The organism is Clostridium tarantellae, assembly GCF_009295725.1.
GTDB lineage: Bacteria > Bacillota > Clostridia > Clostridiales > Clostridiaceae > Sarcina > Sarcina tarantellae.
In genome coordinates this window covers 1-17198 of sequence record NZ_WHJC01000012.1, presented here as the reverse complement: position 1 = coordinate 17198, position 17198 = coordinate 1, and the positions used below count along the sequence as shown (strand labels likewise).

Genomic DNA, 17198 nt, shown 5'->3' with positions numbered 1-17198 from the left:
GTAAGAATATCACTCTATTCTTACTCTTATTTTTTAATTTATAATAAATTTAGTCTTACTTCCATCCTTATCTGATTTCACTTCTAATATAGCTTCTACCCTCTCTTTTAACTCTGGAACATGTGATATTACCCCTACAAGTCTACCACCTTTTTGAAGGGATAATAAACACTCTATTGCATTATCTAAGGATGCTGGATCTAATGTTCCAAATCCTTCATCTATAAACATAGTATCAATACTTATTCCTCCTGCATAACTTTGAATAACATCTGCTAATCCTAATGCCAATGATAAAGATGCTTTAAACCCTTCTCCACCAGATAATGTTTTAACATCTCTTGCTTTACCTGTATGATAATCTATAACTTCTAAATCTAACCCTTGTTTTTTATTTCCTTTCCCTAAATCTTCTTTTCTTTTTAATTCAAATCTACCAGAAGACATTTTCTCTAATCTTATATTAGCTGCTTGAATTATTTCATCAAAATAAGATGTAAGAACATAACTTTCAAAAGTTATCTTTTTTAAATTTCCTTTATCACCATAAGCTACATTTTCTAACTCAGCTATTATTTTAAATTTATCTTCTTTATATTTTATTTCATTACTAATTTCATTTATTTTTTTTAAGTTTTCCTTATTATTTAATATTCTAGCCTTTAAACTAGCTAAATCTTTATTTAATTCATTTTCTTTAATCTTATAAGTTGAAATTTTTTCTTTTAAATCAATTATATTAATTATTTCTAGTCCTTTTGCATTATTATAGCACTCTTCATAAACAGCTAATAAAACTTTATATTTTTCTTTATAATTATTAATTTCTTCTTCTAATAACTCTATATTATTTTTATCTAAATATGATTTTTTAAAATATTCATAGCTTGGAAATTTATTAAGTTTCAATGCTTTTTCTAACTCATCTTTTTCACTTTCATATTCATTTAAAATATGATTTTTTTCTTTATTACTTAAATTTAAAATTTCCTTAGCTGATGAATAATTGGTTGTAGCTTTACCAACTCTTTCCTGTGCTAATTTTAATTCTTTTTCTGATTTCATTAACTTTAATTTTAGTAAACTCATTTTTTCTTTAACTATATTTAAATCTCTTAAGTCTTTTGGTATTTCTTTTTCTATGCTAGATAAAATTTGCAATTCTGATGCTAAAATAGCTTTATTATCCGTTATTTTTTCTATTAAATCTTTAATTAATAACTCTTGTTGTTGTAAATGCTTTTCTTTTATTTCTTTATCTTTTTCACTTTCAGCCTTGCTTAATAAAATATTCCTTAAATCTATCATTTCATTATTTGTAATATTAATTTTGTTTTTTATATTTACTCCAATTTCCTTAATAAATTCTTGTTGTTTTTGAAATTCAATTACTTTAAAAAACTCTTCTCCCAAAATCTTTTTATTTTGATTGCAAATAGTTTCTATACTTCTTTTTAATAAAGTTTCTTTTTCAACATTTAAACTTTTTAAATTTAATAAAGCAGTTGTATAATCTTTTTCTTTATTTTCTAAAATTATTTTTAAATTTTTTAATTCTTCTTCAGTAGGGACTCCTAATACTCTTTTGCTTTTATTAGGATGATTAGTTGAGCCACATACTGGACAAGGCATATTTTCTTTTAATTTTTCTGCCAAAATTCCCGCTTGTGCCTTTCTAAATAAATCTTCCTTATGTTGATATTCTGCTCTTATTTTTTTAAAATCTTCTTCTTTTTTTAAAGTTTGTTGCTTTTCTATATCAACATCATTTGTTTTTTTAAAATAATCATTATAACTTTTGTATAAATCAATTAATATTTGCCTAATATTTTTGTGATTTTCTAATGATATTTCTAAAGCTTTATATCTACCTTCAGCTTCTAACCCTTTAGTTATTTTTTTTACTAATTCATCTATATTTTGTTTTAATAAATTTATTTCTTCATCACACTGTTCTTTTTTATTTTTTAAAGACTTAAAATAGTTTTCTTGCTTTAAAACTATTTTATTTTTTTCTTCATAAATTTTAATCTTTTCTTCATATGGAGTTAATCTAATTATTTCCTCTTTAATATGATTTCTTAATTCTTCATTATCATTATTTATTTTCAAATTATTTGTAGCTTCATCATACTCTTTTTTATATAAATTCTCATTATATATAGCTTTTTCTAATTCTTCTAATCTTATTTTTAATTTTTTTTCTAATGCAAGTCTATTATCATCAATTATCTTAACTTCTAATGCTTTCTTACTTTCATTTAATTTATATATCTTTTCTTCTATTTCTTTTTCTAAATTTTTATGTTTATTTAAATTTTCTTCTGCATTTTCTTTTTTTAATATTTTTTTATTATTTTCATTTATTAAAGCTATATTTTTTTCTATTAAACTAATATTCTCTTTTAACTTTTCTATTTTTAAGGTTATTATTTTATTAGTTTTTTTGTCATCTAATATTACAACTTTAGCTAATTCTTCAATAGTTGTTACGTCAATATCCGTTTTTTCTTTTAAAATATTTAATTCATTACCATTTTCAGCTTTTAAACTTCTAATATAAACTTCTCTTTTACTATAGCTTATTTTTAACTCATCTTGTAGTTTAGTTCTTTTTTCTCTAAGATTTCTTTGTATTTTTAAAAATGTCTGAGTTCCAAATATTTCTCTAAATATATCTTCTCTAACAGTGCTTTTTGCTTCTAAAAGTTGTCTAAACTCTCCTTGTGGAAGCATAACAATTTGTCTAAATTGCTCTTTATCCACCCCCATTATTTCTCTTATTTTTTCATTTACTTCATTTACTTTAGTTAATGGCTTATCTCCTTTAGGTAATCTTAATTCAACAGTAGAATTTTTTTTAGTAGTTCCATCTCCTCTTAATTTAGCAACCTCTTGTTCCGGACTTCTTTTTACATAATATATATTATTTTTAACTTCAAATTCAAACTCAACATAAGTATAAATATTATCTTTAGCAAAATGACTTCTTAAAGATGTAGTCTCTCTAGATGTTCCTGAAGCTTCTCCAAACAATGCATAACTTATAGCATCAAAAATTGTTGTCTTTCCTGCACCAGTAACACCTGTTATTAAAAATATGTTTTTACCATTAAGCTTAGTAAAATCAATTATTTCTTCTTTAGCATAAGGTCCAAAAGCACTTAAAGTTAATTTTAATGGTCTCATAAACTATACCTCTCCCTTATCAATTTCTTCAATTACTTTTAAAATAATATCTTTTCTATCATCAAAGAAATCCTTTTGAGTTACATTCTCATAAAAATCTTTAAATAATTCTAATTTAGACTTATTTCTATAGTCTTTATTTAAATTTATCTCTTTCCTTTCTAATGTTGTGTTAATAGCCCTTCTTACTCCCATAACATTAGGATAAATAGCCCTTAACTTAGAAATAGGCTCATAAACTTCACCATCATCAGTTAAAAATGCAAATATATAATCTTCTTTATTATTTAATTTATAAAATTCTTTACTTATTAAATAGTCTAAATGTCCTGTTAAGGTTCTCATATCTCTTTTAGATACTAATGGTGTAAGTTTAACCTGAACACTTCCATCTTCATCAATTTCTACTATAGTTACACTTTTCTTTTGTCTCTCCTCAGAAAATGAATATTTTAAAAGTGAACCTGAATATCTTATTTTATTTGTTCCAACTTTTTGTGGGCCATGTAAATGTCCTAATGCAACATAATTAAAATCTTCAAATATTTTTGCACTTATTAAATCTGTACCCCCTATACTTAAAGGTCTTTCAGAGTCACAAATTTCTAAACTACTCTTTTCTATAATTTCTTCTCTATTTTTTTCATTAATATAATTTTCTTTCATAAATGTTACATATCCATGAGTTACTATAATAGATCTTCTTCTTTTATCTCTATTATTATTTATTAAATCTATTAATTTTTTCATAGCATCTTCATGGGTTTTTATTTCATTGTCATTAAATAAATGCCTAATAACTACTGGATCAGCATAAGGTATTAAGTAAAAATCTACTTCTCCATATTCATCATATAAAATAACTTTTCTTATAGCATTCTTTAATGTACCTTCTATATATAACCCTTGATTTTCTAAAATACTACTCCCAAACTCTAAACGCTCTCCACTATCATGATTTCCTGCTATAGCTAAAATAGGTATTTTCATTTTTAAAATGACCTTATTAAAAAAGTTATTTAAAACTTCTACAGCTTTAGCTGGGGGTATACTTCTATCATATAAATCACCAGCAATTACTAAAGCATCTGGCTTTTCCTTTTTTAAAACTTCTATTAATTCATCCAAAATATATATTTGATCATCTATCATACTAAATTCATTAACTATCTTTCCTATATGCCAATCACCTGTATGAATTATTTTCATAATAAAATAAACCTCCTAAACTAATTTAATTTTAAAATTAAATTTAATATTCTTATATATTACTTATTAATATACAATAAAAGGATAGTAGTTATTTAAATCTCTACTATCCTTTTATTATTAAAAATTATTTCTCATAGTATAACTTAATAATATTTAAAATTACTTCTACTGCTTTTTCCATAGATTCTACTGGAATATATTCAAATCTTCCATGAAAATTTTCTCCACCTGTAAATATATTTGGTGTTGGCAATCCCATATAAGATAATCTTGCTCCATCAGTACCACCCCTAATTGGAACTATATTAGGAATCACCCCTGCATCTTCCATAGCTTTTTTAGCTGTTTCAACAATATGTATTACAGGTTCTATTTTTTCTTTCATATTTTTATATTGCTCTTTTATAACTATACTTACAATATTTTCTCCATACTTTTCATTTAATTTTTCTGCATTTTTCATAAATAATTCTTTTTTCTCATCAAAACTTTCAGCAAAAAAATCTCTTATTATAAATGATAATTCAGTATTTTCAACATCACCTTTTATATTAGTAACATGCCAAAACCCTTCATATGCTGATGTATTTTCAGGAACCTCCTTTTTGGGTAACATACTTATAAATTCATTAGCTACTAATATAGAATTAATCATTTTACCTTTAGCATTACCAGGATGAACATTTTTACCATTTATTTTTACTTTTGCTCCTGCCGCATTAAAATTTTCATATTCTAATTCACCAATAGCTCCCCCATCTATGGTATAAGCAAAATCAGCTCCAAATACTTCTACTTCAAAATGATCTGCACCCTCTCCTATTTCTTCATCTGGAGTAAATGCTATTTTTATAGTTCCATGTTTTATCTGTGGATTTTTTGTTAAATATTCAATTGCTGTCATTATCTCAGCTATCCCAGCTTTATCATCTGCTCCTAATAAAGTGTTACCATATGTTGTTATAATAGTTTTACCAATATACTTTTTAAGTTCTGGTGAAAATTTAGGTGATAAAATAAACTGTTCATTTAATTTTATTTCACCGCCATCATAATTTTTTACAATTTGAGGTTTTACATTTTCTCCGCTCATATCTGGAGATGTATCCATATGTGCTATAAACCCTATAACAGGAATATTATTATCACAATTTTTTTCTAAAGTAGCATATACATACCCATACTTACTTACTCTAACATCTTTTAATCCAAATTTTTTTAATTCTTCAGCTAACCCATTAGCTAAGTTTAATTGTTTTTTAGTGCTAGGAGTTGTACCTGTAGTACTATCTGATTTAGTATCTATCTTTACATACTCTAAAAATCTTTCATCTACTTTTTTCATATTAACAACACCTCATTATATATTTTTTTAAATTTTCTCTACTATTAATTATGAACTTATTGTAAAATTAATACAATATGTTAATTTTATTTTAAACCTTAATAAAAAGTAAATCAAATTGTTTAATTATTATATTTAGGGTCATAATTAAAATGATTAGTCCTAATTTAAAATAAAAAATATATAAAGGAGATTTACACTTATATGAATAAAAAAAAAGGAATTTTACTTTTTATAATTACCTTATTAATATTTTTTTTGCTATATTCTGTTTTTAACTATAAACACTCTTTAAACAAATTTAAAAAAGCTTTTAATAATGCTGAATATAATGAAGCTTATACTATAATAAATAAAAACTCTTGGAATCCTATAAATTTAATAAATAAAAATAAAGATATAGAAATATTTTTATCTAATCATTTAGAAGAATTAAACCATAAATTTTTATCTAATAATATATCACAAGAAGAATTTCTTATTCAATTAACGCAAATTGAACAACTTGGACTTTTACAATCACAAATTCTAAGTTTTAAAAACAATTTACCTTTAGTTGCTAATTCTAAAGAAAATTTTGATAAAGCTATAGAAATGTTCAATAAAGAAGACTACGATGGTGCTTTAAATTATTTAAATAAAATTAATCTTGCTGATCCTAATTATAAAGAAATTTTAAAATATAAAAATGAATGTATTAAACTATTAAAAAATAATATATTAAATAAAGCCAACAAATATGCTGATAACTCTGAATACTCTAAAGGAATTACATTAATTGAAGAAAATTTAGATAAGTTTAACCATGACATAGATTTAATAAATAAATTAGATGAATTAGAAAACTTACGAATTAACTATTTAAATGAATATAGTAAAAATAATATAAATAAAAAAACAAATAGAACTAAACCAGTATTAGCTTATTATAATCAATTAAATACTTCTACTATTAATGAATTTGGAATAAATAGTTTAACTAATCATTTAGTTTTCGTTAATATATCTGAACAAAAAACTTATATTTTTAATGGTACAAAAGATAAATGGTCTTTAGAAAAAGAGTTTTTGTGCTCTACTGGTATTGAAGGCAAAGAAACCCCTGTGGGAGAATTTAAAGTAGAAACTAGAGCTCCTTGGTTTTTTTCTGAAAAGTATGGTCAAGGTGGAAAATATTATGTTCAATTTATGGGTAATTATTTATTTCATTCAATTCCTTTTGATAGAGATCAAGAAACTATTTTAGATTATACATTGGGTGAACCAGCTTCTCATGGTTGTATACGCCTTGCTGTAGATGATGCTAAATGGCTTTATGATAATGTTAAAGATGGTAGTAAAATAATTATTTATTAGTATACTTAAAATAAGTCCGTAGTCTCTTAGTTATAAACTTACTAAAATTTACGGACTTATTTTATAATATTAAATTATTAATTTTCTTTATTGAATCCATGATTATAAATTCGTCTATTTTCTAAAGACCATAATCTTTCTGAAAATTCTCCTACTGGTGTTTCTCCCATAACCTTTTTCATATCATACATTCTAGCATCTATTATATCTAAATAATGTAATATTTCAGCTTCTGGAATCATTGGTTTTACTGGACTTCCATATTCAGGTTCATAATGATGAGATAGTATCATATGTTGAAGAAGTGTTATTGTATTCTTTTCAACATTAAATTTTCTTCCTACAATTTCAACCTCTTTTATTCCTTGAGTAATATGTCCAAGTAATGTTCCTTCTAATGTATAATCATTTACTATTCCTAATTCATTTGAATCCATTTCATGTATTTTAGCTAAATCATGTAATATAACTCCTGCATAAATTAAATCACTGTTTAAAAATTCATATATTTCACATACTCTTTTTCCTAAATTAAGCATAGTCATTATATGAAATAATAATCCACTTCTTATAGAATGATGATTTTTCTTAGCCGCTGGATAATAAATTAATTTTTTTTCATTAATAACTAATATATGATTAACAATATTTTTTATATCTTCATTTTTCATTTCATCAACATAATTTTTAATTTTTTCAAGCATGTATTGGCTATCAAAAGGAGCAGTTTGAACATAATCTTCTAAATTTATATTATCACTATCATCTATATTTCTTATTTGTTCAATTTTAAATTGAAGAGCACTCTGCCAATTATTTATTGTTCCTCTTACTTTAACTATAGTATTAGCTTTTATTTGTTCATGCTCTTCTTTAACTTCCCATATTTTAGCTGAAATATCTCCAGTACTATCTCCTAATACTATATCTAGATATTTCTTACCATTTGCATTTGCAGTTTTTAAATCTATTGATTTTACAAGATAAAAACCTTCAATCCTCTCACCTTGGACAAATTCATTTATTTTTTTTGTTACTATATTCATAAAATTTTCCTTTCCATTGTTATCTATACTTTAAATTAATTTATACCTATTAATTATTACATAATCTTATGATTTGTAAACTTACTTTATTCTAAATATAGCTAAGTTTTTTTAAAATTGGTAAAATATATTTATAATGAAGGGAGGTGAACTATTGCAAAACTTTAGTTAATTTTTAAATAAAGTCTGAGCAATAGTATATATAATGAAATTACCTTTAGATGTACAATATATATTAAATAAATTTAATGAAAAAGGCTATGAAGCTTTTTTAGTTGGAGGATGTGTAAGAGATTTTCTTTTAAATAAAATTCCATATGATTATGATATAACTACTAATGCTTTACCTGAAGACATAATTAACTTATTTGATAAAACAATTCCTACTGGAATTAAACATGGAACAATAACTGTTATAGTAGATAATAATTCCTTTGAAGTTACTACTTATAGAACTGATGGAACTTATTTAAATAATAGAAATCCAGAAGAAGTCACATTTGTATCAAATATAAAAGAAGATTTATCTAGAAGAGACTTTACTATAAATGCCTTTGCATATAGTCCTTATTTAGGATTTAAAGATTATTTTAATGGGAAATTAGATTTAGATAACAATATTATACGATGTGTAGGCAATGCTGATGAAAGATTCAAAGAAGATGCTTTAAGAATGTTACGTGCTATACGATTTAGCTGTCAACTTAATTTTAGTATTCACCCTGATACTTTAAACGCAATAAAAACCAACTATAAACTAATTAAAAACTTAAGTGTAGAAAGAATTAGAGATGAATTTACAAAAATAATTCTAAGCTCTAAAGGTACTAATGGAATAAATATATTACGTTCTCTTAATATATCAAATTTATTTATTCCTGAAATTAATGAACTTAAAGATCTAGATACTTATGACTTTTATGATGATACTAAAGATAGTTATGCTATTATTGATGTACTTCCAAGCAAACTCCACATACGTTTAGCTGGATTATTTTATAAAATTTATCATTTTGATTCATTAGAGAATATATGTAGAATTGCACTTAAAAAATTAAAATATGATAATAAAACTATAAATAATACTTGTATATTACTTAGAGAAATAAATACTATACCTAATTATCCTAATAAGAAAAGTTTAAAAAAACTTATAAAAAAAGTTTCTAAAGAATTAATATTTGATTTATTAGAACTAAAAAAAGCTTATTTAATTGTTATGAATGAATATTCTTCTGAATATATCGATATAATTAAAGATAATGTTGAAGAAATTCTTTATTCTAATGAACCAATTTATTTAAAAGATTTATCAGTAAATGGTGAAATATTAGTAAAAGAATTAGGAGTTAAACCTGGAAAAGAAATAGGAGTTTTACTAAATTTTCTTTTAGAAAATGTTTTAGAAAATCCTGAATTAAATACTAAACAAAATTTAATTAATTTAAGTAAACAATATATTAAATATAAATAAATTAATAAGCTTTATATAATAAACTTAAACTTATAAAAATTAAAATTTATAAGTTTAAGTTTATTAAAATAAGCTTTTACTTCTAATGTTTATTATGATGTATAGCATGCTTAATGCTACCACCTTTAATAACATTATTTTCTCTAGTATTATTTGATTTATCATTTAAATTTTTTGCTTGTAATTTAATATTTGTATTATTGACTATATCACTAATCTCTGATTTTTTCCAAGAGGGTTTTTTAAACTTAAATATAATTAACGGTATACAGAATGTTACTATTAAACCTATTAATTGAAATAATACATAACTTAATGTATCTCCTTTTGGAACATCACTAGAAGGTATAAAGCTTACACCTATTGTTACTATCATACCCATCAATCCTAATATAGCAACTATCCACATTCCTACTTTTCCACCTGGTATACTAAAAGGTCTTACTACATCTGGAGCTTTGTATTTTAATACTATAGCTGATAATATTAAAAAAATATATACTGTTGAATATAATATTGATGTTAATATTAATACCATAAAGTAACCTGTATTTATAGCTGGTACTATTATATACAATAATGATACTAATGATATAGCTATAGCTTGAAGTATTACAAATGTAACTGGTATACCATCTTCATTTCTTTTTTGAAAAAATTTAGGTAAATTACCATCTTCAGCAACTTTTATCATTTCTTTAGAAGGTCCTAATACCCAAGCACTTAATTGAGCTACTACTCCTACATATATCATTATTCCAAGAACATTAGTTGCCCATGGAATTCCTAATTCACTAAAATATATTTGGAAAGGTTGTATAACAGTGGCCAAATCTATCTTATTTGCTGGAATTGCATTAGCTTCTGTTAATGCACCTAAAAGGTTAAATACTATAACAGCAGCTATTGCTAAAAATATTGCTATAGGATAATTTCTTTTAACATTACTAACTTCATTAGCGTACACGCCTGATAATTCCACTCCTGTAAATATAAAACATATTCCTGAAAAAAATGATAATTTACTTATTTGAGTCATATCTGGAAACGCTGTACTTGCATTTAATGGTCCTAAATTAACATTGCCATGCTTAACAGCAAACCAAATACCTAGTAAAACAAGCAAAGTAAATGGTATATAAATTCCTACTATAGTCGCTATAGTATTTATTATTTTACCTAATGATGTTTTAAAATTTAATAATGTTATAATCCAAAATGCTACTATTGTTACTATGGTTATAAACATACCATTTTGAGATAAATTAGGTTTTCCAATACCATAAGCTAACACACTAGCCCCTGCTGATGAAACCATAACCATACCTACAATCATTATTATCCATATCATCCATGATGCTACAAAAGACCATCTTTCACCTAATGCTACTTTAATCCATGCTTGTGATCCTCCTTCTTTTGGCCATCCTGTTGCAAGTTCTGCTGAAATAAGAGCAACTGGTAAAGCAAAAAATATTGCAGCTGCTATCATATAAAATATACTTTCCCACCCTACACTAGCAACGGTAGGAACATTCCTTACTGTGAAAAAAAATGCCATAGTAATTCCTATAAGTTGAAATAATGATATTTTTTTAGAATTACTGTTATTCATATTATTCACCTCTTTCTAATTAAAATATCTTTATTTAAATCTACATTTTATAATATAAAAATTAGCACTAGAATAAAGTCCTAGTGCTAATTATAATACTAATTATAAACTTTAAACTATTCTGCAAATATTTCTTCTAGTTTTTCAACTATTGCTTTATCCATTTGATCTGAATAGTATTTAAATACTTCTGGTTTATTTAAGAATGGTGATAATACACAAGATCTTAATAATGTTATAGTATGAACTTTATCCCATTCATCTTTGGTCATACCACATTTTTCAACTATACCCACTGGGCTATCACCATAATCATCATAACTAAATTGAGTATGTGATAATATTAAATCATTAGCGTATGGTTGAGTGAAATATGATACTTTTTTATAAAATGCATATGTTAATTCATTCATTTTAGCTAAATCTTTATTACCTTTTAAGTTTAATACATAATCAACCATATTAAAATCTGGTGTTGCAAGTGTATAAACTTCTACAATTTTATCTCCAACTTTATATTCTTTTACAGCATTTAATTTATTAAATAAATTGTAAGCACCCTCTATACTAGCACCTAATAATTGTCCATATCCTGTTATGTTAAGTGGTAATACTCTATGTGCTGTCCAAACTGCTGCTGCTGCTGCTCCTGGTTTAGAACCTTCTAAAATAAACGCACCTAATAAATCTGGAACTTTAGCATCTTTTTGGAATACATAACTTGCAAAGTATGATATAGTATTTCTCATTCTTTTATCTTTTATAGCAATTCCACCAGCTTGATATGGAACATATCCCATTTTATGTGGATCAACTGTAATACTATCTGCTTTACACATATATTTAAATCCATTATAAACATCTTCTGATGGCCAATTTAAATTTGGATTTTTAAATACTCCGTGTTCTAAATATTTTTGTTGTAATTTATTCATTGGTATAAAATTATATCCTTCATCTAAGAATATAGATCTTGAATATCCACCATAAGCTGCATCAACATGGAAATAGAAATTTATACCTTGTTTAGCATACTCTTCCTTCAATTCAAATACTTTATCAGTATGATCCACAGCACCTTCTTCTGTGGTACCTACTACTGCTACAACCCCTAAAATAGGAATTTGTTGTGAAATTAAATCATCTATTGCTTCTTTAAGTTTATCTATATTCATTCTAAAATGCTCATCTACAGGTATTGGAACTAAACTATCAACTCCAATCCCCATTATATCTGCACCTTTTAACCATGAATAGTGTTTAGTTTGAGGAACTATTAATTTACCTAATTTTTTAATTTCATTCCCATTTCTACTTGCTGAATGTGCCTTAATTTCATCTAATTTATCTGGAACTTTATCCAATAAATCTAATACTTCACAAACTGACATATTTAAAAGTTCCCAATCAGATTTTCCTGCAACTAAATCTGGTACTACTTCCTTCATAGCTAATGGCATTGATTTTATATTTCTCATATACCAAATAGCTTCATAGTTTGCTGTTGAACCATCTGATGATATATGTCCCCATCCTATAGTAGGGTCATATCCCATAAGTTTACAAAAATCTATTCCCACTTCTTCTTCCATTTCAGCTGTTGCTGGTCCTGCTTCATAAGTTACATTATTACCATTATATAAAGTCGCTGCAAAATATCCTAACAATGCAGGCATTAAAGTTTCTGAACACATATGTCCTATGTATCTTGGTGAATGCCAAGGCATCATTGATGTTCTTAATCTTGATGATAATTCAGTAAGAGTTTCTTCTAACCTTATATTACTTCTTTTATAATTTTCTTTTTCAAACTCATCTAATTTTATTACAGTAGGATCTTCTGGATGGAAATTCTTTCTCCACTGTGCATGATCATCCAACATTCTTAGCATATTTTTAGCAAATACTTTTTTATTTTCTGATTTCGGACCTAAAAACACCGCTCCTAAATCAATATCATTCTTATTTTCCATTTAAAACATCTCCTCTATTGTTATTTATTGAATGTATATTTATTTATAAGCTTAAATTTAAAAGTGTAAACTCATTAAAGTATAATTAAATTTAAATTTTTAAATTTAAGTTTTAAGCAAAATTTTTATAAACATTATTTATGGTGAATAGTTGCATGTTTAAATGTACCTAAATTAATGTGATTATTATTATTAGATTTGCTATTTATATTTTTATTATCATTAACTTTATTTTGAACAATATTATTTAATTGATTATTAGTTATTCCTAATACTTGTACTTCTTTTTTCCACTCAGGTTTTTTAAATCTATATATAATTAATGGTACTACAAAAGTAATTATTAACCCTAAAGCTTGGAATAATATAAATTTTCCACCATCTCCTTTAGGAACTTCATTAGATGGTATAAAACTTACCACTATTGTTGTTATTACTCCAAACATTCCTAATGATGCTGTAATCCACATACCAACTTTGCCACCTGGAACAGTAAATGGTCTTTTAACTTCAGGGCATTTATATTTCAATACTACAGCTGATATTAACAAAATTACATATACAGCTGAATATAATATTGTTGTTAAAATTAACACCATAAAATAACCAGTATTAATAGCAGGTACAACTAAATATAATAATGATAATATTGAAATTGCTATAGCTTGAATCATTACGAATGTAACTGGTATACCATCTTTATTTCTTTTTTGAAAGAATTTTGGAAGATCCCCATCTTCAGCAACTTTAATCATTTCTTTAGAAGGTCCTAAAACCCAAGCACTTAATTGTGCTAAAACACCTAAATATACCATTATAGATATAACTGTAGTGGCCCAAGGAATTCCTAATTCATTAAAATATAATTGAAATGGCTGTACAACTGTGGCTAAATCTATTTTATTAGCAGGAATTGCATTAGCTTCTGTTAACCCTGCAAATAAATTAAATACTATAACAAGAGCAATTGCTGTTAATATACCTAGAGGATAATTTCTTTTAGTATTTTCAATTTCATTAGCATATACTGCTGATTGTTCTAATCCTGAAAATATGAAGCAAATAGCTGCAAAAAATGCTAAATGACTTATATTAGCTATATCAGGTAAAGCAGTACTTACATTAAAAGCTCCTAAATTTACATTTCCATGTTTAATGGCAAACCAAATTCCTAATACAATAAATAAAGTAAAAGGAATATATATTCCAATTACAGATGCTATAGTATTAGCTTTTTTCCCTAAAGAAGCTTTAAAATTTATTAAAGTTACACACCAAAATGCTACTATTGTAACTATGGTTATAAAAATAGGATTTTGTGACAAATCCGGTCTTCCTATACCATAAGCAAAAACACTTGCTCCAGCTGAAGAAACCATAACCATACCTATTATCATTATTATCCATAACATCCAAGATGCTACAAAAGACCATCTTTCACCTAATGCAGCTTTAATCCATACCTGTAATCCACCTTCCTGTGGCCATCCAGTTGCAAGTTCTGCTGATATAAGTGAAATAGGTATTGCAAAGAATATTCCTGCACAAATCATATAAAATATAGATTCCCATCCAACACTTGCTACTGTAGGAACATTTCTTATAGCTCCAAAGAATGCGATACTTAATGCTATCAATTGGAATAATGTTATTTTTTTATTGTTATTATCCGCCATGATAATCACTTCTTTCTTATTTTTTAAATTTACATTGAGCGATAATAAAATTCATAATTTAAATGAACTTTAATACATGTATTTCTAATTATAACTTTACTAAACTAATTCGCCTCCTTAAAATTTTTTTATAACTAGAAATTTTTAAGAAAATTTTTCTTTGTTACTTCTTATATTTGTTATAATACTTTAATTTCTATATGTCAATTTAATACATATTATGAAAATTAATAAATTAATTGATTTTTATGTATTATTTTTATTTATTTTAAATTATTCTTATAATATGTAATATATATACTTTATTTCCATATAAAATTTATCTTATATGGAAATTTTTTTATTAAATTAGTACTAGCTAAAATAACTAGTACTAATTTACTTTAAATATTAATTTTTAAACTCTGGTTGTTCTATAAATACTTCTTTAAGTCTTTTAACTATAGCTTTATCAAATTGTTCAGCATAATACTTAAATACATCGGGTTTATTTAAGAATGGATTACATACACAAGATCTTAGTAAAGTAACTGTGTGTACTTTATCCCATTCATCCTTACTCATTCCACATCTTTCAATTAAATCAAGTGGACTATTACCATAATCTGAATAATCAAATAAAGTATGAGAAAGTATTAAATCATTTGCATATGGTTCTGTAAAATATGAAAGTTTTTTATAAACTGCATAGTTTAATGCATTCATTTTAACTAGATTAGTATTACCTTTAATATTAAGTACATATTCAACCATATTAAACTCTAGTTTTACAAGTGGATGTATTTCTACAACGGTACCATCAATTTCATATTGTTTTGTTGCAACTATTTTGCTATATAAATTTTGTCCACCTTCTATACTAGCTCCAATTAATCTACCATAACCAGTTATATTAAGAGGTAAAGTTTTATGAGCAACCCAAACAGCTGATGCTGCTGAACCAGCTTTTGAACCTTCTAATATAAATGCACCTAATAAGTCTGGAACTTTTGCATCTTTTTGGAATACATAACTTGCAAAATAAGAAATTGCATTTCTTAACCTCTTATCTTTCATAGCAAAGCCACCTGCTTGATATGGTACATATCCCATTTTATGAGGTCCACATGTAACTGTATCTGCTTCGCACATAGCTTTAAATCCTTCATAAACTTCACGACATGGCCAATTTAAATTAGGATTTTTAAATATTCCATGTTGTAAATATTTTTCTTGTAATTTTTCAAATGGAATAACTTGATCATATTCGTCTAAAATCATTGCTCTTCCATATCCGCCATATGCTGAATCTATATGATAATGAAAATTTATACCTTGTTCAGCATATTGTTTTTTAAGTTCTGCAACTTTATCTACTCTATCAACTGCCCCTTCTTCAGTAGTACCTACAACTGACACAACCCCCATAATAGGAATTTTTTTAGCAATTAAATCATCCATAGTTTCTTTAAGTTTATCTACATCCATTCTAAATGTATCATCTACTGGTATTTCAACTAAATTTTCTAATCCTATTCCAAAAATATCAATAGCTTTCAACCAAGAATAATGTTTAGTTTGAGGTACTATAACCTTCCCTAATTTAGGCAACATTTCACATTTATGTGTTACTGAATGTGCTTTAATTTCATCTAATTTCTCTGGAACCTTATCAAAAATATCTAAAACTTCTTTTTCAGACATGTTTAAAAGCTCCCATTCAGATTTTCCTTCTACAAATTCAGGACAAACTTCTTTTATAGCTAACGGGAATGATTTCATATTTCTCATATACCAAACAGCTTCTAAATTTGCTGTTGTATCATCTGATGCTATATGTCCCCATCCGATTTCAGGATCAAACCCCATAAGTCTACAAAAATCTTGACCAACTTCTTCTTCTAACTCAGCAGTTCCAGGCCCAACTTCATATGTAACATCATTTCCGTTATATAATGTAGTTGCAAACTGTGCTAATAATGCTGGCATTAAAGTTTCTGAACACATATGTCCTAAATATCTTGCTGAATGCCATGGCATCATTGTAGTCCTTAACTTGGAAGAAAGTTGAGTAAGTGCTTCTCTCATTCTTAAATTAGTTTGTTTATAGCTTTCCTTATCAAATTCATCTAATTTTATTACTGTATCATCTTCTGGATGAAAATTTTTCCTCCATTCCATATGATCATCAAACATTTTTAAAAGATTTTCCTTAAATACATCTTTGTTCTCTGACTTAGGTCCTATAAAAACCGCATCTAAATTTACATCATTCTTATTCATAAACAAACATCTCCTTATATTTTTTATTCTAAAAGAATTAATTATATATA

The 17198-nt window shown here is 25.6% G+C and carries 10 protein-coding genes; 2 read left to right on the top strand and 8 right to left on the bottom strand.

Features of this window, described 5'->3' with window-relative positions:
- Window positions 1–33 precede the first annotated feature (33 nt).
- The 3 genes from GBZ86_RS02160 to pepT form a co-directional block, all read right to left on the bottom strand.
- Window positions 34–3189 (bottom strand): AAA family ATPase, encoded by a 3156-nt coding sequence (locus tag GBZ86_RS02160; RefSeq protein WP_152887306.1) that lies wholly within the window; start codon window positions 3187–3189, stop codon window positions 34–36.
- 3 nt (window positions 3190–3192) lie between these two features.
- On the bottom strand, window positions 3193–4398 hold the full coding sequence (locus tag GBZ86_RS02155; protein WP_152887304.1) for an exonuclease SbcCD subunit D: 1206 nt from the start codon (window positions 4396–4398) through the stop codon (window positions 3193–3195).
- Window positions 4399–4525: 127 nt separating this feature from the next.
- Complete coding sequence (gene pepT / locus GBZ86_RS02150) at window positions 4526–5746, bottom strand: peptidase T (protein WP_152887301.1); 1221 nt, start codon at window positions 5744–5746, stop codon at window positions 4526–4528.
- Window positions 5747–5950: 204 nt separating this feature from the next.
- On the opposite strand from pepT, the gene GBZ86_RS02145 reads away from it, so the two are divergent.
- Window positions 5951–7102: a L,D-transpeptidase gene (locus tag GBZ86_RS02145; RefSeq protein WP_152887299.1), complete on the top strand. Its 1152-nt coding sequence runs from the start codon at window positions 5951–5953 to the stop codon at window positions 7100–7102.
- Window positions 7103–7179: 77 nt separating this feature from the next.
- Here the strand turns inward: GBZ86_RS02145 and GBZ86_RS02140 are convergent, their stop codons facing one another.
- Window positions 7180–8148 carry a 3'-5' exoribonuclease YhaM family protein gene (locus GBZ86_RS02140; protein ID WP_152887297.1) on the bottom strand — a complete coding sequence of 323 codons (969 nt, stop codon included), beginning with the start codon at window positions 8146–8148 and terminating at the stop codon, window positions 7180–7182.
- Between the two features lie 205 nt (window positions 8149–8353).
- Between GBZ86_RS02140 and GBZ86_RS02135 the strand changes: the two genes are divergently transcribed.
- On the top strand, window positions 8354–9622 hold the full coding sequence (locus GBZ86_RS02135; protein ID WP_152887294.1) for a CCA tRNA nucleotidyltransferase: 1269 nt from the start codon (window positions 8354–8356) through the stop codon (window positions 9620–9622).
- An 82-nt stretch (window positions 9623–9704) separates the two neighbouring features.
- Here the strand turns inward: GBZ86_RS02135 and GBZ86_RS02130 are convergent, their stop codons facing one another.
- From GBZ86_RS02130 to GBZ86_RS02115, 4 genes are all read right to left on the bottom strand, one after another.
- Window positions 9705–11237: an APC family permease gene (locus tag GBZ86_RS02130; protein ID WP_152887292.1), complete on the bottom strand. Its 1533-nt coding sequence runs from the start codon at window positions 11235–11237 to the stop codon at window positions 9705–9707.
- 116 nt (window positions 11238–11353) lie between these two features.
- Window positions 11354–13210, bottom strand: coding sequence for a pyridoxal phosphate-dependent decarboxylase family protein (locus GBZ86_RS02125; RefSeq protein WP_152887290.1), 1857 nt, complete (start codon window positions 13208–13210; stop codon window positions 11354–11356).
- A 134-nt stretch (window positions 13211–13344) separates the two neighbouring features.
- Window positions 13345–14886 (bottom strand): amino acid permease, encoded by a 1542-nt coding sequence (locus GBZ86_RS02120; protein WP_152887288.1) that lies wholly within the window; start codon window positions 14884–14886, stop codon window positions 13345–13347.
- A 390-nt stretch (window positions 14887–15276) separates the two neighbouring features.
- A complete protein-coding gene (locus GBZ86_RS02115; protein ID WP_152887286.1) occupies window positions 15277–17148 on the bottom strand; it encodes a pyridoxal phosphate-dependent decarboxylase family protein in 1872 nt (623 codons plus the stop codon).
- Between the last annotated feature and the right edge of the window lie 50 nt (window positions 17149–17198).